Origin of the sequence: Undibacterium paludis (genome assembly GCF_022568815.1) — a bacterium.
Classification (GTDB): domain Bacteria; phylum Pseudomonadota; class Gammaproteobacteria; order Burkholderiales; family Burkholderiaceae_D; genus Undibacterium.
The window spans coordinates 64,635-91,154 of record NZ_JAKZHX010000001.1 but is presented as its reverse complement, the minus strand read 5'-3'; the positions used below and the strand labels follow the sequence as shown (position 1 = coordinate 91,154).

Annotated in this window: 21 protein-coding genes; 12 read left to right on the top strand and 9 right to left on the bottom strand. The window is 54.0% G+C overall.

Features of this window, described 5'->3' with window-relative positions:
• Positions 1-360 precede the first annotated feature (360 nt).
• From LZ463_RS00380 to LZ463_RS00365, 4 genes are read right to left on the bottom strand one after another with little or no spacing between them, the layout of a single operon-like run.
• Positions 361-1,155 (bottom strand): TorF family putative porin, encoded by a 795-nt coding sequence (locus tag LZ463_RS00380; RefSeq protein ID WP_241452664.1) that lies wholly within the window; start codon positions 1,153-1,155, stop codon positions 361-363.
• Positions 1,134-2,435, bottom strand: a complete 1,302-nt coding sequence (locus tag LZ463_RS00375; protein ID WP_241452660.1) for a S8 family peptidase — start codon at positions 2,433-2,435, stop codon at positions 1,134-1,136. Before LZ463_RS00375 ends, LZ463_RS00380 begins: the two co-directional genes overlap by 22 nt.
• A complete protein-coding gene (locus LZ463_RS00370) occupies positions 2,432-3,217 on the bottom strand; it encodes a zf-HC2 domain-containing protein (RefSeq protein WP_241452657.1) in 786 nt (261 codons plus the stop codon). Before LZ463_RS00370 ends, LZ463_RS00375 begins: the two co-directional genes overlap by 4 nt.
• A complete protein-coding gene (locus LZ463_RS00365) occupies positions 3,214-3,747 on the bottom strand; it encodes an RNA polymerase sigma factor (RefSeq protein ID WP_241452655.1) in 534 nt (177 codons plus the stop codon). The genes LZ463_RS00370 and LZ463_RS00365 overlap by 4 nt, the downstream gene beginning before the upstream one ends.
• A 354-nt stretch (positions 3,748-4,101) precedes the next feature.
• On the opposite strand from LZ463_RS00365, the gene mrtJ reads away from it, so the two are divergent.
• From mrtJ to trxB, 7 genes are all read left to right on the top strand, one after another.
• Positions 4,102-4,473, top strand: coding sequence for a JDVT-CTERM system glutamic-type intramembrane protease MrtJ (gene mrtJ / locus LZ463_RS00360; protein ID WP_241452653.1), 372 nt, complete (start codon positions 4,102-4,104; stop codon positions 4,471-4,473).
• 23 nt (positions 4,474-4,496) lie between these two features.
• Positions 4,497-6,695 (top strand): choice-of-anchor D domain-containing protein, encoded by a 2,199-nt coding sequence (locus LZ463_RS00355; RefSeq protein ID WP_241452652.1) that lies wholly within the window; start codon positions 4,497-4,499, stop codon positions 6,693-6,695.
• A gap of 96 nt (positions 6,696-6,791) precedes the next feature.
• Positions 6,792-7,310 carry a TlpA family protein disulfide reductase gene (locus LZ463_RS00350; protein WP_241452651.1) on the top strand — a complete coding sequence of 173 codons (519 nt, stop codon included), beginning with the start codon at positions 6,792-6,794 and terminating at the stop codon, positions 7,308-7,310.
• A complete protein-coding gene (locus LZ463_RS00345) occupies positions 7,307-7,564 on the top strand; it encodes a DUF4266 domain-containing protein (RefSeq protein WP_241452649.1) in 258 nt (85 codons plus the stop codon). Before LZ463_RS00350 ends, LZ463_RS00345 begins: the two co-directional genes overlap by 4 nt.
• 17 nt (positions 7,565-7,581) lie before the next feature.
• Positions 7,582-8,784, top strand: coding sequence for a DUF3570 domain-containing protein (locus LZ463_RS00340; RefSeq protein WP_241452647.1), 1,203 nt, complete (start codon positions 7,582-7,584; stop codon positions 8,782-8,784).
• A gap of 71 nt (positions 8,785-8,855) precedes the next feature.
• On the top strand, positions 8,856-10,739 hold the full coding sequence (gene dsbD / locus LZ463_RS00335; RefSeq protein WP_241452645.1) for a protein-disulfide reductase DsbD: 1,884 nt from the start codon (positions 8,856-8,858) through the stop codon (positions 10,737-10,739).
• A 31-nt stretch (positions 10,740-10,770) separates the two neighbouring features.
• Positions 10,771-11,715, top strand: a complete 945-nt coding sequence (gene trxB / locus LZ463_RS00330) for a thioredoxin-disulfide reductase (RefSeq protein ID WP_241452643.1) — start codon at positions 10,771-10,773, stop codon at positions 11,713-11,715.
• On the opposite strand, the gene LZ463_RS00325 is transcribed toward trxB, so the two are convergent.
• The gene (locus LZ463_RS00325) at positions 11,716-12,510 is read right to left on the bottom strand and encodes an isocitrate lyase/PEP mutase family protein (RefSeq protein WP_241452642.1); all 795 of its coding nucleotides are present in this window, start codon (positions 12,508-12,510) and stop codon (positions 11,716-11,718) included.
• A 90-nt stretch (positions 12,511-12,600) separates the two neighbouring features.
• Here LZ463_RS00325 and LZ463_RS00320 point away from each other — a divergent pair, with 90 nt between their 5' ends.
• Entirely contained in the window at positions 12,601-13,500 is a 900-nt protein-coding gene (locus LZ463_RS00320; protein ID WP_241452640.1) for a LysR family transcriptional regulator, read from the top strand.
• A gap of 27 nt (positions 13,501-13,527) precedes the next feature.
• Here LZ463_RS00320 and LZ463_RS00315 read toward each other — a convergent pair whose 3' ends face one another.
• A complete protein-coding gene (locus LZ463_RS00315; protein WP_241452636.1) occupies positions 13,528-14,565 on the bottom strand; it encodes a LysR family transcriptional regulator in 1,038 nt (345 codons plus the stop codon).
• A gap of 244 nt (positions 14,566-14,809) precedes the next feature.
• Between LZ463_RS00315 and LZ463_RS00310 the strand changes: the two genes are divergently transcribed.
• From LZ463_RS00310 to LZ463_RS00295, 4 genes are all read left to right on the top strand, one after another.
• Entirely contained in the window at positions 14,810-15,658 is an 849-nt protein-coding gene (locus LZ463_RS00310) for an alpha/beta hydrolase (protein ID WP_241452632.1), read from the top strand.
• 142 nt (positions 15,659-15,800) lie between these two features.
• The gene (locus LZ463_RS00305; protein WP_241452630.1) at positions 15,801-17,024 is read left to right on the top strand and encodes an efflux RND transporter periplasmic adaptor subunit; all 1,224 of its coding nucleotides are present in this window, start codon (positions 15,801-15,803) and stop codon (positions 17,022-17,024) included.
• Between the two features lie 29 nt (positions 17,025-17,053).
• Positions 17,054-20,275, top strand: a complete 3,222-nt coding sequence (locus tag LZ463_RS00300; protein ID WP_241452629.1) for an efflux RND transporter permease subunit — start codon at positions 17,054-17,056, stop codon at positions 20,273-20,275.
• Between the two features lie 17 nt (positions 20,276-20,292).
• On the top strand, positions 20,293-21,795 hold the full coding sequence (locus LZ463_RS00295) for an efflux transporter outer membrane subunit (protein ID WP_241452627.1): 1,503 nt from the start codon (positions 20,293-20,295) through the stop codon (positions 21,793-21,795).
• Between the two features lie 100 nt (positions 21,796-21,895).
• Here LZ463_RS00295 and LZ463_RS00290 read toward each other — a convergent pair whose 3' ends face one another.
• From LZ463_RS00290 to LZ463_RS00280, 3 genes are all read right to left on the bottom strand, one after another.
• On the bottom strand, positions 21,896-22,225 hold the full coding sequence (locus tag LZ463_RS00290; RefSeq protein ID WP_241452626.1) for a hypothetical protein: 330 nt from the start codon (positions 22,223-22,225) through the stop codon (positions 21,896-21,898).
• A gap of 15 nt (positions 22,226-22,240) precedes the next feature.
• Positions 22,241-23,911, bottom strand: coding sequence for a tyrosinase family protein (locus LZ463_RS00285; RefSeq protein WP_241452624.1), 1,671 nt, complete (start codon positions 23,909-23,911; stop codon positions 22,241-22,243).
• 104 nt (positions 23,912-24,015) lie between these two features.
• A complete protein-coding gene (locus LZ463_RS00280) occupies positions 24,016-26,082 on the bottom strand; it encodes a multicopper oxidase family protein (RefSeq protein ID WP_241452615.1) in 2,067 nt (688 codons plus the stop codon).
• Positions 26,083-26,520 lie beyond the last annotated feature (438 nt).

Genomic DNA, 26,520 nt, shown 5'->3' with positions numbered 1-26,520 from the left:
GTCTTGTCGCCACAGACGGGTTCGTCCTCGGGGCGGGATTGTCCAGCCATTACTCTCATTATTGCTGCCGTATTGACATCTTTTTGCCGGCGGGGTTCATTTTCCGTTTGTTGTTTCGACCGATGCCATAGCACACCACATGCATTTGAAAAGGAAAGAAATTGCTTTTAAACAGAAAAGCTGATTGCACATCAGCTGCATTTTTTCCATGCGGAATTGTTATTGAAATTTTATTTAAATAATGTGATGTGCATCACAAAATACAATTTTATTGTAAAAAGTTAAATGACAAGACCTGGTCTGTGCAGAACCTGAAGTTCAGTCATTGTGCATAATCACCTGGACCTGGCAAGTTGCCATTCAAAAAGCCCGAATAATGCTCAAAACGGTAGCGGCCTGAAAAGCCGTTGCATATGGGTTAGCTGTTTTCTGATTGCCGCATTGCACGGTTCTGCCCAGTCTAAGGGTCCACTCTGCCTGATGCAAGTTCAAGCCCAGCATGGCGTCGCAACGGGTGGCCCTGCTGTCGTAGATCGTGGCGGGCAGCAATCTCGAAAAGCCGATGTGGACAAAGGCATCAAGCATATCGGTGACAGGATAGGTTGCACCAAGATCAAGATAGATATTCTTGTTGTTGGCTCTCAGGTAATTGGGTGAATAATGGATTTTTGCGCTGAGACGCTCAAAACCCAAGCCTGCATACACTTCTGAGTAATTGGTGCTGCTGTCCTGGGGCATCAGGAATTGATTGGCACCCAGCTCCCAGTTCAGGCCGGAGGGCAGGGTTTGCGAGTAGCCGCCGTAGGCTATGTAACGTATCCTGGTCTGGTTATCCGACGCGGCCATCTGGGTTGCGAACAATCCACCATACCAGCCTTGCGGCGCGTCGTAGACCAGGTTGAACTGCAAGGCCGGTTTATCATTCGTCAGCGAAATGCCGCGATACACGTAATCAGAAACGATAGCGACGCTGCCGCTGGTCTGCGCCTGCGCCATGCCGGCAGGCAGGCACAGCAGCGATACCAGTGAGGCAGTTGCCAGGGTGAATAACCAGGGACGGGGTATCAATAGCTGTCGGCGCAATTCGCTACCTGTTCCTGTTGATATGCCGTGATGTCGTTCAGGTCGGACATTTAATCTTTCTTGCAGACGCATGCACATCGTCCGGACAGTTGTTTCATGCTGGCGCAAAAATCGATATTGCCACTCAGCCTGACGTCATCATCCTGCCTGTTGCGCATGATGATGCCATCGCGTATTTTCACCGGCTTGATCGTCGGTTGCAGCTCACTTAAGAGCGCCATCATGCCAGAAATATGGGCAGTCGAATAGGATGCGCCACTGACAAAATTCCAGCGTGAATGCAAGGCTGTCGTAGGGATGTCAATACCGGGCGCAATCAGTATTTTCTTGTCCGGCATACCACTTTCAGGCTGGTTGGACACGGCAAATACGGCAGGATGTGAAGCAGGGAAGCCGCCATCGCTTTTTCTTGAATCGACAGCACCTGTCACCTTGATACCGCGTGCATTGGCGAGATCTATCAACTTGCGCAACAAGGGATCGTCAGGACCGGACAGACTGAGATTGATGACCTGGGCATGGTTCAGGATTGCATAGTTGATGGCTTTGCCCAGGGTAAAGCTGTTACAACTGGTGCTGCCATTTTTTTCTTGCCAGCAGGCGCGTAAAGCCATCAGGCGGGCGCCGGGAGCGACGCCCGTGATGCCCTTGCTATCCGGATGGGCGGCAATGATGCCGGCTACGCCTGTGCCATGTATTTCTGGCAGATAAGGATTGCCATCAACAAAATTCTCCCTGACTGGCACCTGGCCTTGCAGGTCTGGGTGGCCGGTATCAATGCCGCTATCAATCACGGCCACCAGTACATTACGTCCGGTAGCCAGTTTATGGACATCATTGAGTTGCCAGTATTTTTGAACCAGTTGCATGCCTTGCAGACCGGCATCGGCAGGTGACAGGGCAGGCTGTGTGGTTGATTGCGCGGTGAAGGTATTGAGTGGCTGGGCCCATTCTATTTGCGGGTCCTGGTTCAATTGCCTGATGGCCTGTTCCAGCGAAATATGTTCGCCGGCCTGCATCACATAGCAATTGATGTTGAGTGCGGGCATGGGCCAGTTATCAATGACTTTCAAGCCATATTTGCCAGCCAGTTCTTCCGCCAGGCGGCGTCTGGCGATTTCGGTAATATCATTCTTATAGCTGCCACCATAAGATACATCAGGGCGATAATGGGGGGCAGGCATGCGCAGCATGACCAGTAACTGGCGTTCTGCAACGGCGGCCTGCTGCACCTGCTGTGGGGCGGTCGTGTCATCATTGGGTATGGCTGCAATCGCCGACGTAGCGGCGAGCAGGCAAGCCATGAGAAAACCTGGCAGTATGTTGAAAGAGATAGATAAGCGCAGCTTCATTTTGTTGCACCGGTTTTCAGTGAGGCGACCGAGGCGACATGTGCTTCGGCGCTCAGGGTCTGCAATGCCTGCTGGTACTGCTCTGTCGGTACGCTGAGTATATAGACATCTGCGATGGTTGGTCCGTCGATTATCCTGGCTCCGCTGGCATGCAGGCTCTTTTGTATTTCGCGTATTGTCGCGGAAGGTTTGAAGCTGACTGCAATATCACCATCAGCATGCCTGACGCTTTCCATGCCCGATGCAGCACTGAGGGCGCGGTACTCATGGTTTCTGCCATCTTGCTCACTATACTGGAATACCAGCCCCAAGCCCAGTCCCGCAATCAGTACAAACTGGCAGGCTATGGTTGCCATGGCCCAGTCCCGGCCCGGTTGTTGCAGGTATTCTTTTAATCTTGACTTCAGGCTTGCCAGCCAGCCTGGAGCCGGTTGGTCAACTACTGTTTTTGTTTTTAATACAGACCCCGCCTGCGATCCTGCCTGCAACTCTACTGGTAATTCCGTTTGTCTGGCAGACTGTACTTCCGGCGGCAGGCGCGGCAACAATTTTGCAAAGGCTGCATCGACATCAGGCATGATCGCCGCTTGCGGTTCATGTTCACGCAAGGCCTGATGCCACGCCAGTTCTGACTGACACTGGGTGCAGGATGCCAGGTGCTGCTGCAACATGTCTTTTTCCTGTCTGGTCAGGCTGTTGGCGGCAAACCAGGGTAACAACTCTTGTATCGCACGATGCGTGTCTTCACTGGCTGGGTGTTTATTCATTGCTGGCTGGTTCATTCTGTAACTCCCATATGAAGGGAAAGCATGTTCTTCAATTTCAGGCGCGCATGGAACATGCGGGTTTTGACCGTATTGACCGGGCAGTTGATCATTTCAGCAATTTCCTGATAACCCATGTCATGAAAATAAGTCAGGCTGACAACGATGCGTTGCTCAAACGGTAAAGACTTGAGCGCGCCTTGTATCAACTGGCCCAGTTGCAGCCGGGACAGTTGTTGCTCAGGCTCATTTTCTTCATTGTCCAGTTCCTGTCCCACCTCGTTGTCGACCGGCTCGTCTGACTGGTTGATGGCCTTCAATGCCTGTCTGTAGGCAATCGCAAATATCCAGGTCGAAACCTTGGACGCATGGTTATAGGTATCCGCTTTTTGCCAGACGACAAACATGGTTTCGTTGATCACTTCTTCTATCAGACGCGAATTATGAAAGGCACTGGAGAGAAAGCGGCTCAGACGCTGGAAGTAGGCGCGATACAAGACCTCAAAGGCGCTACGGTCCGCCCTTGATATCAATTGTATAAGTTCCACCTCAGACGCCTCACCATTCGTGGTGCCCTTGTCATATTGTTTGATACGCCACTCCTGCTTTCTCAGCTTTTATCCGACGTGCAATTGTCTGGTTTGCTGTACTTCTTTGTTGACATCCTGGCTGTGAATACCGGATGTCATACAGAAGGTTCAAAGAAAATTGAAATTTTCCGGATTTATTTTTTTATCGATTTTTTTTCAACAATCTGCATTTTCTTTTGAACCTGTTCGGGCCGGTTCAGTATTGACCTGTGAATTTTACCGCCATGTCACGACAGGGATATGGCGATGATGGTGCACGGTTTTTTGTCCATCTGCAATCTGTCGATGTTTGACCACATGATTTTTTGATACATGCAATTTGGCCCGGACAGTTTTTACAGCAATTTTTGCAGCAATGCCGTTTTTCCACTGACCTGGCTGACGGTATTGCGTTTGCTGCTGTTGGGGCCGGTACTGGAAGAATGGATTATCCGTGCCGGCCTGCAACATCAGTTGATGCGATGGTCCGGGCGGGGCAGGTGGCGGCAGGCAGCGGTGGTTTTGCTGGCTGCCCTGGCTTTCAGCCTCTTGCATCTGCGCTCAGGTTACCTGTCCGCCAGCCTGGTTTTTGTTCCAGGTTTGCTGCTGGGACTGCTGTATCTGTGGAAAAAGGACTGGCGTATCTGCGCCCTGGTTCACAGTTTTTTTAATTCCGTATTTCTGAACCTTTGCTTTTTTATTTAACAAGAAACTTGACAGGAAACTCTATGAACAGCTTGCAATCGCGACTCTTCCAGTCACTGGGCCGGGCCAGTTGTATTGCCCTCTATGCCAGCGCAGTCTTTTTATCCGGCACTGCCTCTGCTGCTGATGCCCTCAATGGCAAGACCCTGTATCTGAACGGCCCGACCGGTGGCGGGACCAGTTGTACAGCCTGTCACGGTGCCAGCCCGGCTCTGAATGTGAACGGCATTTTGCGCGGCGCGAACAGTCCGACAGTGATCAGCAGTTCCTGGGCTGCCAACAAGGGCGGCATGGGTTCACTTTATAATGGCAAATTCAGCACAGCCGAAATAGCCGACCTGGCAGCCTATATCGGTAATCCCGGTGTGACCGCCGGGCCCGTCGCCACCTTGTCTCCAGCCAGTCTGAGTTTTGGCGGCACCAGTGTGGGGCAGAATTCTGATGCCCTGGCTGCCACCCTGAGCAATACAGGTACAGCCAGTCTGAATATCAGCAATATCAGTATCACCGGCGCCAATGTCGGCGACTTCAGCATCAGTGGTGGCAGCTGTGCCAGCGGCGGCAGCGTCAATGCGGGCGCCAGTTGCACCGTCCAGGTCGGCTTCAAGCCAGCGACCTCCGGTGCACGTGCTGCTTCTTTGGTGATCAGCCACAATGGAACGGGTGGCAGCAGTACGGCCAGCCTCAGCGGTACCGGCAATGCCTTGCCCTTGCCCAGTATTGCCTTGTCTGCCAGCAGTATCAATTTTGCTGCCGTGCTGGTCAATACGCAATCTGCGGTACAGACTGTCACGGTCAGCAATAGCGGTCAGGCAGCCCTGAACTTCAGCGGCATCAGTCTGGCTGGCAGCAATGCTGCCATTTTCAAGCTCGGCGGCACTTGCAGTACCGGCACACCACTTGCTGCGGGCGGCAGTTGTACCGTCACTGCACAGGCACAGTCAGGCACGGCTGGCAGTTTTGCTGCGACGATCAATATCGCTTCAAATGCATCCAACGCCAGTAATGGCAGCACGGTCATCAACCTGACCGCCAGCGCCACGGCAGCGACCCCGGTGCTGACTGCTGCACCGACCGTATTGGCTTTCGGGTCGCAAACCCTGGCAAGCAGTACAGGCAAGACTATTACACTGACAAACACAGGTAACGTCATACTGAACATCAGCTCCATCACTATCAGTGGCAATGCTGCTTTCTCAGTGGCTTCAGTAGCGGCAGGAAGCACTTGCGCCAATACTCTGGCGGTGGCGGCAAGTTGCAATGTGGTCGTCAATTTTAGCCCTGTTGCCGAGGGGGATGTGACCGCCAACCTGCTGGTGGCGAGCAATGCCGGTAACACGCAGCTTGCTGTCAGTGGCACGGGTACGGCAAAAGCCTCGGCCAGGCCCGTATTGTCAGAAGCTGGCCCCATCAGCTTTGCCGACACGCAGGTGGGTAAAACGTCGGCAGTCCATTCCACCAGTTTGAGCAATACCGGTACCGCAGCTCTGAAAATCACGTCCCTGGTATTGAGTGGCAGTCAGTTGAATGATTTCGTATTGGGTGGCACATGTGCCGGTAATGTCAGCGTCAGCCCCGCCGGCAGTTGCACGATAGAGACCAGCTTCAAACCTGGAGCAGCCGGCAAGCGCAGTGCCGATGTCTTGCTGGTGACGGATAGCGGTGCACAACTCAGTCTGAACCTGCTCGGTAATGGCGTCGCAGTGGCGAGCAATACCGCATCGCTCAGTGTCAGTCCACAGTCTTTTGATTTTGGTTCTGTCACATTGGGCTCAAGCGCAGTCAGCAAACGCTTTGTCATCAGCAATACAGGTTCAAGCGCCGTCAGCCTGAACAGTCTGGGTTTCAGCGGCGCATTCTCTATTGCAGCCAGCGCGGATACCGCTGCCTGCCCGGCGCTGCCTTTTGTCTTGCAGGCAGGTGCATCTTGCGGTTTGACGATTCAATTCAATCCGGCTGTCACCGGCACTGCGAATGGCAGCGCCAGCATACAGACCAATGATGCGGCCACTAACCTGACACTGGCGCTGACAGGTGCGGCAACAGCAGCCATACCGGTAGTGCAAAGCGCCAACGTTGTCAGCAACAGCGGTGGCGGCGGTTGCACATCCATACAGGATGGCAATGATCCCATGCTGGCCGTACTGGTCTTGCTGGCGGCAGCCGTGCTGATCTGGCGTCGTCGTCAGGTGCGACAAATTGCAAACAAGGCGCAAGTCTGATCTTTCGTCGAATGCAACTGGCAAGGGAGGCATCTGCCATTCCCTTGCAGGCTGCGAGGAAGAGCAACCAGTTACGACATACACATCGGATGAACCATGAATACATTTTTTAAACCTAAAAAGATCAAGACGCTTGCCAGTACCTTGGTGGTCGGCTTGCTTGTGGTTGTTCAGGCCCATGCCCTGGACAAGGGCAAGCCGGCGCCGGCTTTTGAACTCAATGGCAGTGAAGCTACTGTCAAGCTGTCGAAGTACCAGGGCAAGCTGGTTTACCTGGATTTCTGGGCATCCTGGTGCGGCCCTTGCCGCCAGTCTTTTCCATGGATGAATGAATTGCAAAGCAAGTACGGTGCGCGTGGTTTGCAGATCATCGCGGTGAATCTGGACAGTAAGAATGAAGACGCCAAAAACTTTCTCAACACCACACCGGCACGTTTTGTGGTTGCTTTTGACCCCGCTGGCGCTACCCCGCGCAGCTATGGCGTGAAGGGCATGCCCAGCAGCTTCCTGATAGACCAGGACGGCAAGCTGGTTCATGAGCATAGCGGTTTCAGGGAAAGCGATAAAGAAGAGCTGGAAAACAAAATCAAATCTTTACTGGGGTCTGCAAAATGAGCAAGAAACACCTGTCCCTGATACGCCTGGCAGGCCTGAGTTTGCTAGGTATGGCAATGAGCAGTCTGAGCGCCTGCAGCCAGTTGACTCCCTTCAAACAGGTGCAAGCCTGGGAAAAAGGCATGCTGGCAAAACCTGCGATGACTTTTGAAGAAGACAGGCTGGCTGCCCGCTTCTCCGAACACATGTACACCAGCAAGGAAGCAGCAAGCGGCGGCGCCGGTGTTGGCGGCGGCGGCTGTGGTTGCAACTGACAGAGAACGGAAACCACATGACGAATATGAAGCAAACACAGGAACAGAAAGCCGTGACCCATCCCATTGGTAATATGCTGGCGCATGCAGCACTGATGCTGCCCGGTGTCATCGTTGGCAGCAGTGTCGCCATGACAGTCATGTTGCCTGCAGACGCCCATGCAGAAACGCCGCCCGAACAGGCGACTATCGCCTTCAAATACCTGAACTATGAAGAAAGCCAGGCCAGCCTGAAACGTATCAACGTCAATTCTCCATCAATGTCTTTGAGTTTGCCCATTGCGGGTGAATGGCTATTGCAAACCAGCCTGACTTCGGATTCGGTATCGGGGGCATCACCACGTTATCACACGGCAGTATCCGGTGCGTCAGGCATGAATGATCACAGGAAAGCCGGTGATGCTTCCATCACGCGCTATTTCCCTACCGGCAGCCTGACGGTAGGTACGGCCTATTCTACCGAGCATGACTATGTATCCCAGGCTTTATCGGTCCAGGGAAGTCTGTCCAGTGACGATAAGAATACGACCTGGCTGGCCGGTCTTGGCTATGCCAAAGACAAGATCAATCCTGTCAATAATATCGTCGTCAATGAACGCAGAAAGACCCTCGATATCATGCTGGGCATGACCCGCATACTGACACCGCAAGACATCGCCCAGGTCACGCTTACTCATGCGCGCGGCGATGGTTATTATTCCGACCCCTACAAGGCTTTGGACAATCGCCCGCGTGAGCGCCGACAGACTGCACTGATGCTGCGCTGGAATCATCACTTCGCAGCCAGCGAAGGCAGCAGCCGTATCAGTTACCGTTATTACAGTGATAGCTATGACGTAAAAGCACACACCCTGCTGGGAGAATATGTGCAACCGCTGGCCGGTGGCTGGACTGTCACGCCGTCACTGCGCCTGTATTCGCAAAGTGCAGCCAGTTTTTATTTTGATCCTGTTTATGACAGCAAACTCGGTGCACCTTTTCCACCCGGGTATGTCTTTGGCTCAAATCAGTTGCTGACTGCTGATCAGCGTCTGTCCGGCTTTGGAGCGGTCGCACTTGGTTTTAAAGTGGGGAAACAACTGGGCAAGGACTGGCGTATGGATGTCCGGCTGGAGCAATATGAACAAAGAGGCAACTGGCGTCTGTTCCATCGGGGTAGCCCAGGGTTGGAGCCACTGACGGCGCGCTCTGTGCAAGTCGGTTTTGAACATCAATGGTAGCAAGCGTCTGTTGACTGGTCGTCAGAGGGAGCACCTCCGGTCAGGAACATGAAAATATTCAGGAGTAATGAATGAAGCGGCCTTATCTCAATAATCTGATCGCCGGAATCATCGGCATGCTGTTTGTCTGGTGCAGCATGGGAGTGGCCATGGCCGGGGATTTTCTGGACCCTGAACAGGCATTCAAGGTGCAGGTGCAATTGCAGGACAAAAAGACAGTCCAGGTAAGCTGGGTCATTGCGCCCGGCTACCACCTGTACCGTGACAGACTTTCATTCAACAGCAGTACACCCGCAACGCTCGTTGCAGGTGCGCCGATACTACCGGCTGGCAAGCGTGAATTTGATAGTAATTTCAATAAAGAAATGGAAATCTATCAGGACAAGCTGGTGGTGGATGTGCCTTTGCAGGCAGGTGCTGATGCAACAGGCAAAGCCGTATTCATTCTTGGTTACCAGGGTTGCGCAGATGCAGGTCTGTGTTATCCGCCCATAGAAAAAAAATATGCGCTGAACCTGGACAAGCCAGGCATACTGACAGAAGCCGACGCGCCGGTAGTTGCCACTGCTGATACAGGTACTGCGGCCAAGGCAGCAAGCACGGCGTCATCAGGCAGTGTGAGCACTACCAGCGGTGCAGATGATGACAGTTCGCTGGTGCAGCGTACGCTGGCCAGCGGCAGTTTGTGGCGTATCGCCATTGCTTTTCTGGTGTTTGGTTTGCTGCTGTCGTTTACACCCTGCGTCTTGCCCATGGTGCCTATACTGTCGTCGATTATTGTGGGTGAAGGTGTCGTCTCCAAGGGCCGGGGATTTGCATTGGCTCTGGCGTACAGTCTGGGCATGGCGCTGGTGTATACCAGTCTTGGCGTGGCAGCCGGCCTGGCTGGTGAAGGACTGGCCGCTGCCCTGCAAAAACCGTGGGTCTTGCTCGGCTTTGGTTTTTTGCTGGTCTTGCTGTCCCTGTCCATGTTTGATGTCTATCAACTGCAAATGCCCGGTGCACTGCAAAGCCGCCTGAGTGCAAGCAGTGGCAAATTGCAGGGTGGCAAATTGACCGGTGTGTTTATCATGGGCGCCTTGTCAGCCCTGATTGTCGGCCCTTGTGTTGCAGGCCCTCTGGCAGGTGCGCTGTTGTACATCAGCCAGACCAGGAATGTCATGACAGGTGCATGGGCCCTGTTCTCGATGGCAGTTGGCATGAGTGCACCTTTATTGCTGACCGGTGTATCAGCAGGCAGCTTGCTGCCGCGTGCTGGTAACTGGATGAATGGTGTCAAAAAACTATTCGGCTTGTTGCTGATCGCGGTTGCCATCTGGATGGTCAGCCCGGTTTTTCCGGTGACGGTGATGATGGCTGCCTGGGGGGCTTTTCTCATACTCTGCGCCATGATGTTGCATGTCTTCAATCCCCTGACTAACGGCGCAGGCATAGGCAGTTATTCTGGCAAGGCACTGGGGCTGGTATGCCTGATCCTGGGCTTGCTGGAACTGGTCGGTGCCGCCAGCAAGGGGAGTGATGTCTTGCAGCCGCTGGCACACTGGCATGCTGCCGCTGTAACGACAACGGCCAGAGCTGGCGAACAGCACGGCACAGAAAAACAGTTTACCCGTGTGCGTAATCTGGCTGAACTGGAACAGGCACTGGCAAAAACAAGCAGTCCGGTCATGCTGGATTTTTATGCAGACTGGTGCGTGGCCTGCAAGGAGATGGAACGTTTCACCTTCTCTGACAGCAAGATCAGCCAGCAGATGCAGGGCATGCAATTACTGCAAATCGATGTCACGGCAAACAATGATGATGACCGTGCCATGATGAAAAAATTCCAGCTGTTCGGACCGCCGGGCATTATTTTCTTCGACAAGTCGGGTAAGGAAATACCGCAAAGCCGCGTCATCGGTTTTCTGGAAGCCAGACTGTTTAACCAGCATCTGGACCGTTACCTCGGGTTATGAAATTCTCTATACACTTCCAGCATACAACACCATGTCCACACCCAAACACGCTAAAGTCTTAATCCTCGGTTCTGGTCCCGCAGGTTATTCGGCTGCCATCTATGCCGCCCGCGCCAACCTCAGCCCCGTACTGATCACTGGCGTGGAACAGGGTGGCCAGCTGATGACCACTACCGATGTCGAAAACTGGCCTGCCGACCCCATGGGTGTACAGGGTCCAGAACTGATGCAGCGTTTTTTGCAACATGCAGAACGTTTCAATACTGACATCATCTTTGATTATATCCACACTGCCAAGCTTGATGAAAAACCCATACGCCTGATCGGCGACCAGGCGCAATACACCTGTGATTCCCTGATCATTGCGACCGGCGCCTCAGCGCAGTACCTGGGGCTGCCATCTGAACAGGCCTTCATGGGCAAGGGCGTATCTGCCTGCGCCACCTGTGATGGTTTCTTTTATCGCGGCAAGGAAGTCGCCGTGGTCGGCGGCGGCAATACCGCTGTCGAAGAAGCGCTCTACCTGTCGAATATTGCCAGCAAGGTCACCGTCATCCACAGGCGTGACAAATTCCGTGCAGAAGCGATCCTGATCGACAGGCTGATGGCCAAGGTGGCCGAGGGCAAGATCGACGTCAAATGGAACCACACCCTTGATGAAGTTGTAGGCGATGACAGCGGTGTGACCGGCATCCGGATCAAGGCTACCGATGGCGCCATCACCGCCGTACCTTTGCATGGCGTCTTCATCGCCATTGGCCACAAGCCCAATACCAGCATCTTTGAAGGCCAGCTGGACATGCATAACGGTTATATCAAGACACGTACCGGCACCGAAGGCATGGCGACCGCCACCAATGTACCGGGTGTGTTTGCTGCCGGTGATGTGCAGGATCATGTGTATCGTCAGGCCATCACCAGTGCCGGCACAGGCTGCATGGCGGCTCTCGATGCCCAGCGCTTTCTGGAGAGCTGATTACACTGGCATCAGTGCATTGATATTGCCATACGGAGCGGCCTGCTCAACCAGAGGCTCTGACATGCCATGCTCAAGAAAATCACGCACCAGAGTGGCCGTCTGCGCCCACAATGTTTGTGGCAGCCATGAACCGGCACTGACCCGGCGCACACCGAGCGCCGCTAGTTCGGACACTGGCGGCAGCCCCGGCCAGGCAATCACATTCAATAATAATTCTGTACCGCTGGCAATACGGCGAATCTCATCCACAGTAACTGCACCCAATACGAAGATGCCGTCCGCACCGGCATTGCGATACGCTTGTGCCCGCTTCAGCGTTTCTTCCACCCGTTGCTCTGTTGCGACCAGCTGGCGTGCAAAGACATCAGTGCGGATATTGATGTAGAGATCAATACCAGCTCGTGCCGCAGCAGTACGGGCTGAAATGATTTTTTCGCACAATAATTCCGGTGGGGCAGAAGCGTCCTGCAGGTTGATGCCGACTGCACCGGCATCCATGAAACGCGCTACCGTGTCGCCGACCGTAGCCGGGTTGGCGGAGTAGCCGCCTTCCATGTCCACACTGAGCGGCACATCAATCACCCTATGTATGCGCCTGATGCAGGCGAGATGTTCATCCAGCGGCAATACGTCGCCGTCGCGGTAACCCAGGGACCATGCCACGCCGGCGCTGGTGGTGGCGATCGCCTGTGCCCCCAGGTCAGCAATCAGACAGGCGCTGCCGGCATCCCAGGCATTGGGCAGGCAGAGCGGGGCGGCTTGGTGATGCAAGTGGCGAAACAGGTTGTCCATCAGTTTTTCTCCCAAAAAACTTATTTTAACCATGCCTGTTTGTGATGATAATAGCTGCAAATAGCCTGGTTTCATTCCTTGGAGGACGTAATGCAAAAATTGCCATGGCACTTGGTTGAGGCCTTTAATCGCGTGGTTGAGCAGCATGGTTTTGCCAAGGCAGCAAAGACCTTGAACATGACACCGTCTTCTGTCAGCCGTCTGGTCAAGAGCCTGGAGCAGGAGTTGGGTGTGCAATTGCTGAACCGTACCACACGCGCCATGTCGCTGACTGAGGCCGGCCAGCGTTTTTACCATGACAGCGCCAGCGCTTTTGAACAATTGCGCTCGGCCTGTGAGCGGGTTCGTGAACAGAGTGCTGTACTGCATGGCAATTTGCGTCTGAGTGCCTCCGTCGCTTTTGGCCGCACGCACGTGGTGCCGCATCTCGCTGATTTCTTGCAGATGCATCCGCAACTGCAGCTTGACCTGCTGATCACCGACGAATTGCTTGATGTTGTGGCAGAAGGCATAGGCCTTGCGATCCGTATCGGACGACTGATGGATTCCAATCTGATCAGTCGCAAACTGCTGGATAACCGTCGCATACTGGCAGCCTCGCCATCCTATCTGTCCAGACGTGGCACGCCTGGCACGGTTGCTGATCTCAGAGAGCATGATTGCCTGGTTTCCACCGTCAACCATGATGGTGAAACATGGCGTTTGTTTGGCGTGGATGGCGAGCGTGTATTCCGCCCAGGTGGTCGCCTGCGTGCGAATAATGGCGATGCCGTGCAGCACCTGGCTGTCGATGGCATGGGCATCTGTTTTCGCTCTGCTGTCAGCCTGGCCGAAGACATCAGCAAAGGGCAACTGGTACAGGTACTGCCAGACTGGACAGGCAAAGAAAGCGGTGTCTATGCCATTGCACCATCACGACCCATGAGCCCCGCCGCCAGGGCTCTGGCTGATTTCCTGGTGCAGCGCTGGCACAGTCCTGTCAGCATCTGACAGTGACAGCCTCTGTCGTTCAGGTTGTCAGAAAACGTTCTCGGCGAGGTTTTTTCTTTCTATGACGTTACGTATGGAGTTTTGTGCGCTGACGGGGACTGCTGCTGAAATTTCAGCGAAATGACATTCCTGAAGTCCTTCCAGGAATTCCTTGTCACGTCCACTAAATAGCGGGCAAGCGCTGAAGATTTCCACTGTCCAGTCAACAAAGGCCCTTACTTTGGGGGACAGATGCCGGTTTGCCAGGTACATGACAGAGATAGGCATGGGGGGCGGTGTCCATTCCGGCAGGACTTCGCGCAAAGCACCTGATTTCAGGTGGGGCATCAGCATGAAACGTGGCGCCTGTATCAGGCCAAATCCTTTCAATGCGCAATCCAGGTAGGCGTCGGAATCATTGACAGCGATCTTGCCCTTGACCGGGACCACGATGCTCTTGCCATCGACGACGAAATCCCAGTCCAGGTTGCGACCATTGCGGCTGGAGAAATAATGGACGGCTTTGTGCTGCTCCAGGTCTGAGATCTGTTCTGGCTCACCATATTGGTCCAGATAGGAGGGGGCTGCACAGGTGATGCTCTGGAAAGTGCCTATGCGACGGGCCACCATGCTGGAGTCCTGCAATTCGCCCACACGGATGACGCAATCCACGGCTTCCTGTACCAGGTCGACCATACGGTCACCCAGGCCCATGACGATCTCCACATCCGGATTGCGTTGATAGAATTCACAGATATTCGGCAGCAGCACCAGTTTGCCTATGGAGGGAGGGACGTCAATACGCAAGCGTCCTTTGGGGCCACGGGCCACGTTCTGGAACAGGGTTTCGGTCTCGTCGACATCGGCCAGGATGCGCAGGCAGCGTTCATAGTAGGCCGCACCATCCGGCGTCAGGCTGATGCGACGTGTGGTGCGGTTCAACAGCCTGACCTGCAGCAGGCTTTCCAGGTTTTGTATGGTCGTCGTGACATTGGTACGTGGTATGCCCAGGCTGTCCGCCGCACGCGAAAAACTGTTTGAATCCACCACGCGGATGAATACCTGCATTGCCTGGAAACGGTCCATGAAAAAACTCCTGAAAAAAGCCCTTTGGAAAAACTCCTGCTTTGGAAAAATTCCTGATACAGCACCGGCAATACCGGTGGAATAGCACAAGTTTGTTCGACAGGTTAAAGCATACATCATTTGAAATAAAAGATTGTTCCGTCCAGCCGAATAGTCTTGTCAATATTTGCTAGTTTATCTAGATGGTTTAGCGTCCTACTATTCGCTCCATCGTTAATTCCATGAGCGGATATCGCGCCATACCATGCTTCACTCCAAGAAAAAGATTGCCAGAACAATCACAGGTCAGTCTGAAACAGTATCGAAATCATCGATCAAAATCGATAATTTCCTGATACCCGGCGTCCTGGGTGCGATACCGGTCAGGCTGTACCGGCCGGTCGGTGGTTTGATTTTGCCCCTGGTGCTGTACTTCCACGGTGGTGGCTTTATCGGCGGTACGCTCGATGACGCTGATATCCCGGCCCAGGTGATTGCAGCAGAAAGCCAGGCTGCGGTGCTCTCGGTAGGGTATTCCCTGGCGCCGGCACGACCATTTCCGGCAGCACCGGAGGATGCTTTTAGCGCCATAAGCTGGGTGCAGAAAAATGCGGCGGCGATAGCGGTCGACGCCGGCCGTATTGCCGTCGCCGGTGACGATGCCGGTGGTAACCTGGCGACCAGTCTGACCATGATCGCACGTGACCGCCATGCCAGCCCCATCCTGGCGCAAGGCCTGATCGGGCCCATGCTGGACCCCAGTATGACGCGCCTGGGTGACGTGAAAAAAAACGACTCAGACCAGACCGTGCAGCAATGCGCCGCCTGCTATCGCCAATACCTGCCGCAGACACTGCAGCGCTTCCACCCCTATGCCGCACCGCTGGAATCACGTCGTCTGCAGGGTTTGCCACCAGCGTTCATTGCCACTGCGGAGCATGACGTGCTGCATGTGGAGGCAGAAAAATATGCAGCCGAACTCATTGCCGCCGGGGTTGCTACGCAGGTTGCCAGGTATGCCGGCGTAAGACATGGCTCATTGCTGCATCATGCGCCGGCCCTGAGCGACCTGGCTGCCTTTCTGCATCGCCGCCTGCATACGGCTATTACTTAATGAACCAGAATCCGACATCAGCGAAGGAGAATATCCATGACCAGACACCTGCCAGCAGTAATGCTTTCGTACTAACTCCACATGCAGATTGATTGTGGAAGACCACATCATCTCTTAATTGAAACCGCTCACGAGGATCATCATGTCTACATCATCATTCAAAAGAAAAAATATTTCCATCGCTGTTTCATCGGCTATCGTCGTACTGATCAGCATCGTCGGCGTCATCGGCGCTATCCATGTCCAGGCCAGTACACCGGACGCCAAGGGCGCACCACCACCTACTTCAGTTGATGTGGCGGAAGTCGTCAGTCGTTCCATCATCGACTGGCAAAACTATTCCGGCAAGCTGGAAGCTGTCGACAGGGTGGAGATTCGTCCGCAGGTTGGCGGCACCATCAAGGAAGTGCATTTCAAGGATGGCAGTCTGGTCAAAAAAGGTGACATCCTGTTCACCATAGATCCGCGCCCTTACGCCGCAGAAGTTGCCAAGGCCGTGGCGCAACTGGCTGCAACAGAAGCCCGCGCCGCCTATACCGTATCTGACGTGTCGCGTGCTGAACGTCTGCTGACAGACAATGCAATTGCCCGTCGCGATTTTGAGGAAAAACAGAATGCCTCCAAAGAAGCGGCAGCCAATGTACTGGCAGCCCAGGCCGCGCTGAAAGCGGCCAGACTGAATCTGGAATTCACCCAGATTACTGCACCGGTGGCTGGCCGCATCTCACGCGCCGAAGTGACGGTGGGTAATGTGGTGTCTGCCGGGCCAACCTCGCCGCCATTGAGCACCCTGGTATCTGTGTCGCAAATCTATGCGTCTTTTGATGTCGATGAGCAGAGCTTTTTGAAATACGTCAGTCCGGCCCAGGCAAAGAATGCTCAGGTGCCGGTCTTCCTTGGTCTGGCGAATGAAGATGGTTTTTCGCGTGAAGGAAAAATCAGTTCCATTGACAACCGCATGGACAGTGCATCAGGCACCATCCGTGTGCGCGCCGTGTTCGACAACAAGGATGGCCTGCTGTTACCCGGCCTGTATGCCCGCATACGCCTGGGTGGTGGCTCACCGCGTGAAGCCTTGCTGATAGACCAGAAGGCCGTCGGTACCGATCAGAGCAAACGCTTTGTCCTCAGTGTTGATAAAGACAATCATACGAACTATCGCGAAGTACGCATAGGGGCAAGACAGGATGATCTGCTGGTGGTTGAGGCCGGTCTGAAAGCCGGCGAGCGCATTGTCGTCAATGGCCTGCAACGTACCCGTCCCGGTGACAGTATCGCACCGAATATTGTACCGATGAGCAAAGCGAATAGTGATAAAGAGACGGTCAGGTCCTCCGCCAATACTGCGGAAGCGAACAAGTCCTGATCTGCACATCCTACAGGTAAAAAAATCCCATGAATATCTCAAAATTCTTTATTGACCGCCCTATTTTTGCAGGGGTGCTGTCAATAATCATCTTGCTGGCCGGCGCCCTGGCAGTGTTCCAGTTGCCGATCTCGGAATACCCCGAGGTGGTGCCGCCTTCCGTGGTGGTGCGTGCACAATACCCTGGCGCCAATCCCAAGGTGATCGCAGAAACCGTGGCCTCGCCGCTGGAAGAATCGATCAACGGTGTGGAAAACATGCTCTATATGCAGTCGCAGGCCAATAGTGACGGCAACCTGGCCATCACCATCAACTTCAAGCTTGGTGTTGACCCGGACAAGGCGCAGCAACTGGTGCAAAACCGGGTGTCGCAAGCCTTGCCTCGTCTGCCGCCTGACGTACAGCGTCTGGGCGTGACCACGATCAAGAGTTCGCCGACGCTGACCATGGTGGTACATCTGACCTCACCGGATGACCGCTATGACATGACCTACCTGCGCAATTATGCCGTGCTGAACGTCAAGGACAGGCTGGCGCGCATCAATGGTGTCGGTGAGGTCGGCCTGTTCGGCTCGGGTAACTATGCCATGCGTGTCTGGCTGGACCCGCAAAAAGTAGCGCAACGCGGCCTGACCGCAGCCAATGTCGTCAATGCCATCCGCGAGCAGAACATACAGGTGGCAGCCGGTGTGATCGGTGCATCGCCGACGACATCGAATACCGATCTGCAATTCAATGTCAACGCACAAGGCCGCCTGCAAAGCGAGGCAGAATTTGCCGGTATCATCCTGAAGACATCGGACGATGGTGCTGTCACCCGCCTTGGTGATGTCGCCAAGATAGAACTGGCTGCATCAGAATATGGCTTGCGCTCGCTGCTTAACAACAAGTCAGCGGTCGCCATCCCCATCTTCCAGTCACCAGGTGCGAATGCCCTGAATGTCTCTGACCAGGTGCGCGCTGCGATGAAGGAGCTGTCGGCAGACTTCCCCAGCTCAGTGAAGTATGAGATCGTGTATGACCCGACCCAGTTTGTGCGTTCCAGTATCCACGCCGTTGTGGAAACCTTGCTGGAAGCCATCGCCCTGGTGGTGCTGGTGGTCATTGTATTCCTGCAGACCTGGCGGGCTTCGCTGATTCCCCTGCTGGCAGTGCCGGTATCCATCGTCGGTACGTTTTCACTGATGCTGGGCTTTGGTTATTCCATCAATGCCTTGTCGTTGTTCGGCATGGTGCTGGCGATTGGTATCGTGGTCGATGACGCCATCGTGGTGGTGGAAAATGTCGAGCGCAATATTGCTGCCGGCCTGACACCGAAAGAAGCCACCTATCGCGCCATGCGTGAAGTCAGCGGCCCCATCATTGCGATTGCCCTGACCCTGGTTGCGGTTTTTGTACCACTGGCTTTCATGACGGGCCTGACCGGCCAGTTCTACAAGCAGTTTGCGATGACGATCGCAATTTCTACCGTGATCTCGGCTTTCAATTCGCTGACTCTGTCACCAGCGCTGGCAGCGATACTGCTCAAGGGGCATGATGAGAAGAAAGACTGGCTGACGCGCGTCATGGACAAATTGTTCGGCCGTTTCTTTGCTGCATTCAACCGTTTCTTCAACCGTGGTTCTGAGCAATATTCCAGTGGTGTCGCCAGGGTGATTTCACGCAAATCGATGATGATGGGTATTTATGCAGTATTGCTGGGCCTGACTGTTGGTGTCTCTTATATCGTGCCTGGCGGTTTTGTACCTTCGCAAGACAAGCAATACCTGGTCAGTTTTACCCAGTTACCCAACGGTGCCAGCCTCGACCGTACCGAGTCGGTTATCCGTCGCATGACCGAGATCGCCCTGAAAGAACCTGGTGTGGAAAGCGCTGTTGCTTTCCCTGGTCTGTCCATCAACGGCTTTACCAATAGTTCCAGCGCCGGTATCGTGTTCGTCACACTCAAACCATTTGAAGAGCGTCGCAGCAAGGCTCTGTCAGCAAACAGTATTGCCGGCAGCCTGAACCAGAAATATTTTGGCATCAAGGACGCTTTCATTGCCGTATTCCCGCCACCACCGGTGATGGGTCTGGGGACTGTCGGCGGTTTCAAGATGCAAATTGAAGACAAGGCTGCACTGGGTTACAAGGAGCTTGACAATGCCACCCAGGCTTTCATTGCTGCGGCACAAAAGGCGCCGGAACTGGGACCGATGTTTTCCAGCTACCAGACCAATGTGCCGCAACTCAATGTCGATCTTGACCGCGTCAAGGCCAAACAGCTTGGCGTACCGATTACCGATGTGTTCGACACCATGCAGATTTACCTCGGTTCCTTATACGTCAATGATTTCAACCGTTTTGGCCGGGTATACCAGGTGAGGGCGCAGGCGGATGCACAGTTCCGCGAAAAGCCGGAAGACATCCTGCAACTGAAAACCCGCAGCAGCAACGGCGAAATGGTGCCCCTGTCATCGATGGTGAAGGTCACACCTGGCTTTGGCCCTGAAATGGTGGTGCGCTACAACGGTTATACAGCTGCTGACATCAATGGCGGTCCTGCGCCCGGCTATTCATCGAGCCAGGCACAGGCGGCGGCAGAACGTATTGCAGCTCAGACCCTGCCAGCCGGTATCAAGTTTGAATGGACAGACCTGACCTATCAGCAAATCATTGCCGGCAATGCAGGCATATGGGTATTCCCCATCAGTGTACTGCTGGTATTCCTGGTACTGGCTGCCCAGTATGAAAGCCTGACTCTGCCACTGGCTGTCATCCTGATTGTACCCATGAGTTTGCTGGCTGCACTGACCGGTGTGTGGCTGACCGGTGGTGACAACAATATCTTTACCCAGATAGGTCTGATGGTGCTGGTTGGTCTGGCGTCGAAGAATGCCATCCTGATCGTTGAGTTTGCCCGTGAGCTGGAACTACAGGGCAGCACGCCCATGCAGGCGGCGATTGATGCCAGCCGCCTGCGTCTGCGTCCTATCTTGATGACTTCCATTGCCTTCATCATGGGCGTCATCCCGCTGGTGACTTCAACAGGCGCAGGTTCAGAAATGCGGCATGCCATGGGTGTGGCGGTATTCTTTGGCATGCTGGGTGTGACCTTGTTTGGCCTGTTCCTGACGCCGGTTTTCTATGTCCTGCTGCGCTCCATGAAAGGCAGCCGCAAGCTGCATTCAGCCGTCCATCATGAAGCGCCTGCCATTGCTCATGGCGAAGCCAGGCCAGGTCATGCTGTGACACCGTTGCAGTCTCAATAAAAATGGAGTCATCTATCATGTTGAATAAATTTAATCGCCCAGGAACCTTGTCTGCATTGCTGGCAACGTTGCTGATACTGGCCGGTTGCGCCAGTGCGCCGCGCTATGAACGGGCTGAAGTCACGACGCCTGCTGCATTCAAAGAAGCAGTAGCGGCCGCCCCTGCTGGCAATGTTACCAATGCTGCCAGCGCTGGCTGGAAAGAAGTACAACCGTCTGAACATATCCAGCGCGGCGCATGGTGGCAGGTATTTGGTGATGAGCAGCTGAACGACCTGGAAGCGCAGGCCATGACAGCCAACCAGAACCTGAAGGCAGCCACCGCCCGTCTGAAGCAATCGCGAGCTCTGCGCGAAGACGCCCGCTCAAGCCTGTTCCCGCAGGTTGATGCCGCGCTGGGGGCCAGCAGGGCAAGACCATCACCGGTATCACAGGGCTTACCGGATAAAAGCAATGTGCCGACAAGCACCTCCTACAATGCCAGGCTCGGTATTTCGTATGAGCTTGATGTATTTGGCCGTGTATCTGCCACAGTCGATGCCGCCAGTGCTGACCTGCAAAAAGGGGATGCCTTGCTTTTTTCCGTGCAACTGGCTTTGCAGGCGGACGTGGCGCAGACCTACTTCCTGATACGTGAGCTTGATGCTGAACAGGCGCATTACACAGGCACGGTCACCTTGCGTTCGCAAACGCTGAAGCTGGTGCAAAGGCGTTATGACGAAGGTGATATCAGTGAGCTTGATCTCGCCAGGGCCAGGTCTGAACTGGCTACTGCACAGTCGGAATCGTTTGGCATAGCCCGTGCCCGCAGCAATGCCGAGCACGCACTGGCCTTGCTGATCGGGCAGGCACCGGCAGAATTCGACCTGAAACCAGCGCCATTGACGCGCACGGCAGTCAATGTACCGGCAGGCATGCCATCGGCTTTGCTGGAAAGGCGGCCAGATATTTCTGCCGCTGAGCGTGCCATGGCAGCAGCCAATGCACGCATAGGCGTGGCAAGGTCGGCATTCTTCCCGCGTTTTGACCTGACCGGCACGCTGGGGCATGAGTCGGCCAGTCTTGGCGACCTGTTCAGTTGGAGTACCCGTACCTTCCTGATCGGGCCGCTGCTGTCCATGCCCGTGTTTGATGGCGGTCGTCGCCAGGCCGGTGTCAGCAAGGCTGAAGCTGAGTATGAAGAAGAAGTCGCCAACTATCGCCAGACTGTGCTGAATGCTTTCCGCGAAGTGGAAGACAGTCTGGCCGAGCTTCGCCTGCTGGCAGAACAGGTACGCTCGCAGGATGCTGCACTCCAGGCATCAGAGCGGGCGGCGGCGCTGTCTCATATCCAGTACCGTGAAGGTTCTGTCAGTTTTTTGAATGTGATTGATGCAGACCGCAATGTCTTGCAACAACGCCGCGTAGCTGCGCAACTTGATGGTGCACGTGCCAAGGCAACAGTCAGTCTGATACGTTCTCTCGGTGGCGGCTGGCAGGCTGATGGCTATCAGCTTGCGCAGAAAACCAGTGGACTGTAGCCGCGCCGGACTGCACTTGCTTTCCCTTTGCCTGGGGGTGTTTTCCCCCAGGTTTTTCAGGCATGTATCTTCAACAGCAGATGCATGCTTTTTTTTCTCTTCAGGCGCGCATGCCTTCTTTTACCCATTGATCGTATAAGTCTATGCTGGCCTGCTTCAGGCGCTTTTCTTTGCCGCCGGGCGGCATGGGATGTGGGGCGGCAGCCGGCTTGCCTTTGTCCGGGCCATCTTTCACCAGCAGGGGCGGTGCGCCAACAGCGACGTCATAGCCATGGATCGCCACTTGCACTTCGTAGTAAAAACGTTTTACGCACTCATAGTTGTCGAGTTCAAGATTGGCCGTACCCTGCTGATCGCCAAGCACCACCCTTTTCATGCAGGGAACATAGCTTGCAAAAATCGGCTTGATGTCAGTTTTAAAAGAAACCATTGCATACTCCTGATTTTATTTACTGTAGTTGACGACGGGGGCATTGAAAGAAAACTTGCCACTGTGATTGTCACGGGAGCTGATACCCAATGTGATCGTCCATTCCTGGCCATCCTTGCCGCCCAGACGGAGGTTACTGATATCCTTGCTGATGTCCTGGGTCAGCGTCAAGGCAGTGCCGGGTGTATCGTCGTGATGATGGTGACCAGACAGTGCCCAATAGTTGGCACTGAGGACCAGATAGCGTGCGCGGAATTTCTTGTTGCCGATATCTGCCGCGATATTCTGCGGATGAAAGTAGACATCCACCTGGTAACTGTAATCATCGCTACCGGCTTCGCGTACGATGTCGATCAGGGCTTTTTTGCCATCCAGAGGCTGTATCCTGACCTTGCCCTGGACTACCGCATCGGGTTTGGCGGCTGGACCGTGTGCGCCAAAGGACATCAACTCGCTAAACAGGCTTTGCGGACCGTCACCCAGTGTTGCGCCGGGCAGGTTATGTTTCGCGATGATGGCGTCAATCTGGCTTCTGGGGACGAATTCACCAAAAGCGCCTGCCTGATACGCAAAGCCTTGTTTTCTTGTATCGTAATACAGCTCGGCGCGCCCCATGTTCTTTGTGTAATTGCTGAAAGGCTCGCGTTTCTGGCCGCTGCCAGGTTCAAAGCCTGATGGCAGGAGCAGCCGCTCATCCTGCTCGCCGCGCATGAACCAGGTGCCACCCGTGATGGTCTCTGTACCGTGTTCTTCTATCCATTTTTCGAGTGCATAGTCAACAAAGGCATGGAAGGAATAGAACAGGGGATCAAGACCGGCTGTGGAAGGTGTACGCATATAGCCATTCACATATTCGTCATGCATGGCGTCGTGGATTTGTGACTCAAATGAGCCTGAATTGCCAGGATTACCAGCGATGGCGGCACTGCCGGTCGGATAACCTCCAAAGCTCGGCCAGTCCTGCCTGTAGATCAGGTAAGCCAGCAGATAGGGTGAAGTATAGCTGGGCATGTCAGGTTTGCTGCCTGGTGGATTTTGCAGCCTGTGCTTGAACCACAGCGGTGATGCAGTGTCTTCAAAGGCTTTGGGGTAGCGGCTTCCGGTGGGCGGTTTGGTGAAGTTCCAGTACGGTACTGTCACGTTCTTTGTGCTCGGGCCATACAGCCCTTCCGGGTCGGCGTCCTGCAGGGCTTTTTCGTAGAAATAAAACTCGGCCCGGTGCCACTGGAAGAAAGTGTCTTTCCTGTGCTCACACATGCCCGGGTTTTCATACGTGATGTTGCCAGTGCCTTTCACCTGGTTGTCGAAGCGGCAGGTATTGAAAGGGTTGTTGGCAGTTTCGTCGATATTTTCACCGGTATTTAATTGCTGGTTGATGATCTCGTAGAGCTGTTTGTTGTCACCACTCCCCAGTGCATATTGACGTTTTTCATTGACTGCAACCGAGGTGCAATTGTGGACCCAGGCCTGCCATAAAAAACCGGTCCTGTCATAAATGTTCCTGGCGCTTTTCACCTTCATCATTTTCACCGCGTGCTCGAACGCAGCCAGTTCTTCGGCGCTTAATTCATCAATGTTCTTGCGATACAAGACTTCCCTGGGCGTCGCCGTCTGCGCATCCACGTGGGCGGTGAACAGGCTGAGCAGCAGTGCACACGCAAGTATTCGGTATGTTGAAATATTCATCTTTTACTCCTTCATTTCCAGCATTTTGGTCAGGCATGCATGCTGATGCGGCTGCCGTCAGGGCAGCCACATCATTGTTCAGTCAAGGCAGAGAGGTGTTTCTGTCAGTGCGAACCATGCGCCCCATGTGCGCCAGTGGAGGCACCGCCATTGCCGTCCGGCAGTACAACCTTGACGTTTTGCATCATGCCCTGGTCTTCATGGTCGAGGATATGGCAGTGCAGGACGTACTCACCGATATAACGCTGATAGCGGGTACGGGTTTTGATGGTGTAGCCAGGCGTTGCCATGATGGTGTCTTTCCAGGTGCCTTGCAGACCAGCGTATTGCCCGATTGTTGGAGCTTTCGTGTCCGTCAATGCACTGACATCGACGCCGTTTTTATCGGTAATGCTGATGATCTGGTAAGGATTGACGTGGATATGGAAAGGATGCTGCACACTCCTTTCACCATCCTTGGTCGGGTTATAAGACCTGATATGCCACTCCTGGACCTGTCCCAAAATCAGGGTTTGATTAACATCGCCTGGTTTATAGGGGGCGCCATTGACATCAAAGCTTAATTTTTCACCACGGAAGTCGATGCCCAGTGTCAGCTCGACCGGTTTTTTCGGATCAGTAAGCTCGGATTCCGGGATCGCTTTGTGCGGCACAAATTTTGTCAGCTTCAGGCCGTCCTTCAAATCCCTGATGATGGTGTCGCGTACGCTTCTCGACAATAGACCGGCTGCACGTACCAGTTCTTTGGTGACGAACTGGGTTTGATCGCCGCTGGTCTTATTGCCGACAGCATGGATCACCGTCATCACTTTGGCGTTGTCCGGCAAGGACGAGACAGAACCGGTCGCGCCGGAATCGCTATAAACGCAGTAATCGCCTTTTTCCGGCAGGCTGAACAGAATGTCACTGCGATAGCCAGGTTGCAAGGTATTGGTGATTTTGGCGAAAGCATTGGGGCGGGTCAAACCGTCGGTTGCTACTTCAAACTGCAATACGTCAATACCGTCACAGGCGTTTTTGACTTCGGCTTCCAGTGCTTCCGGCGTAGCGGCGCTTGGTGTCAGTTTGCGGACATCACTGATTTTACGGATGCGCAAGGCGATAGGTTCGCGTACGCCTGCGTCAATCAGGCGCCAGCGATATAACTTGCCTGCTTCCATGACGAGTGGGCGATCCGGGTTACGTGCGAAGCCGTTGATCAAGGTGTGGCGACCAGACTTGCCCCAGCTGCCAGGTTCAAACTGTTTGGAAAAATCCTTCACGACGCCAATATCTCCCTTTTTGCACAGCCAGGTGCCGTCAGGGTTGGTCTGTATCACTTCTTTGCCCTCCGCATCCTTGATGAAGCAGGCATAAGGAATCTGCTGCATCAGCATTACTTCGCCATAGTTGCCGGCGGCAGGCTTGAAAGGATTGAGCAAGGTATCAAGATCACCGTTGCTGAGTATCGTCGGTTGTCTGTCGCCCTTGACGATCAGGGCGCCAGCCATGCCGCTGCCAACCTGTATGGCGGTTGAACCATGTACGTGAGGGTGGTACCAGAAAGTACCAGCCGGGTGATCTGCCGGTACATTGTATTCATATTCAAAATTGACTGTGGGCTTGATCGCCAGCAGCACATTATCGCTATTACCTGACGGCGAAATCCACAGCCCATGCGAATGCAGATTGGTGGTGTTGAAGCAATGTGGCGTATTGACATTGTCTGCCGCCACTTTTTCACAGTCCGGCTCCTTGTCCAGGCGGTTGCTCAGGTCAAAGCGCACGGTCTGTCCTGGCTTCATGACCACGGTAGGGGCGACAAAGTCCGGGCGCAGCACATTTGGTATGCCAGAAAGATTGCGCCCGTAGGAGCGCAGCGAAACCTTGTCGTATTCCTTGCTGGAAGGGTTGTAGATAAATCCCTCCGTCATCTGTATCGGCAGGAAGTAGCGGATTTCCCGGCCTGATTTTTCCACCATCTTGCGTTGCTCGGTACTCAACAGATTGGCCGCAGGCTTGATCAGGTCTGCGGTTACATCGTGCTCTGCAATCTGGCTTGCCAGCGGCGGTGCCTGCGGTGCCTCTTTGGCATTTGTCCCTTGCGCCTGTACTCCATGGCAGAACAGGCTGGCTCCGGTCACGGCGGCAGTACCGGCGATGCGGCGTATTTGCTTCAGTTGTACTTGCATAAGATGCTCTCTGAAATGAGTAAGTCGGTGGATGGGCGGATGTTATCGGGGTGTGCTATTGCAAGTGGATAAAACGATGAAGTTGATTGTTATCCTTTTTGAGACCATATTGCCTGACTCAAACGGCTCTTACCTGGAAAGCAGGGTTGTCAGAAAAATACTGATTGCTCAGGGCAGCAAATTGATGTCGTTCAGTGGATTTAATATTTTATTAACATAGTTTATGAAATTGACATGTGTCTTGCAACATCGTTGAGCGGTGGTAGATAAATAGTTGTTGTTTTTTGAAATCAATTTTGCAATTATTTTCAATTCATGTTTTTTATGCATGTCACCAAGACATTTTTTGCAGAGCGTGTGAAGGTGTAAGGGAGCGCTGTCGGTGTGACATCACCCAGATAATGGTAAAAGCTTAAAGATTTAATTGTCTTTTTTTCT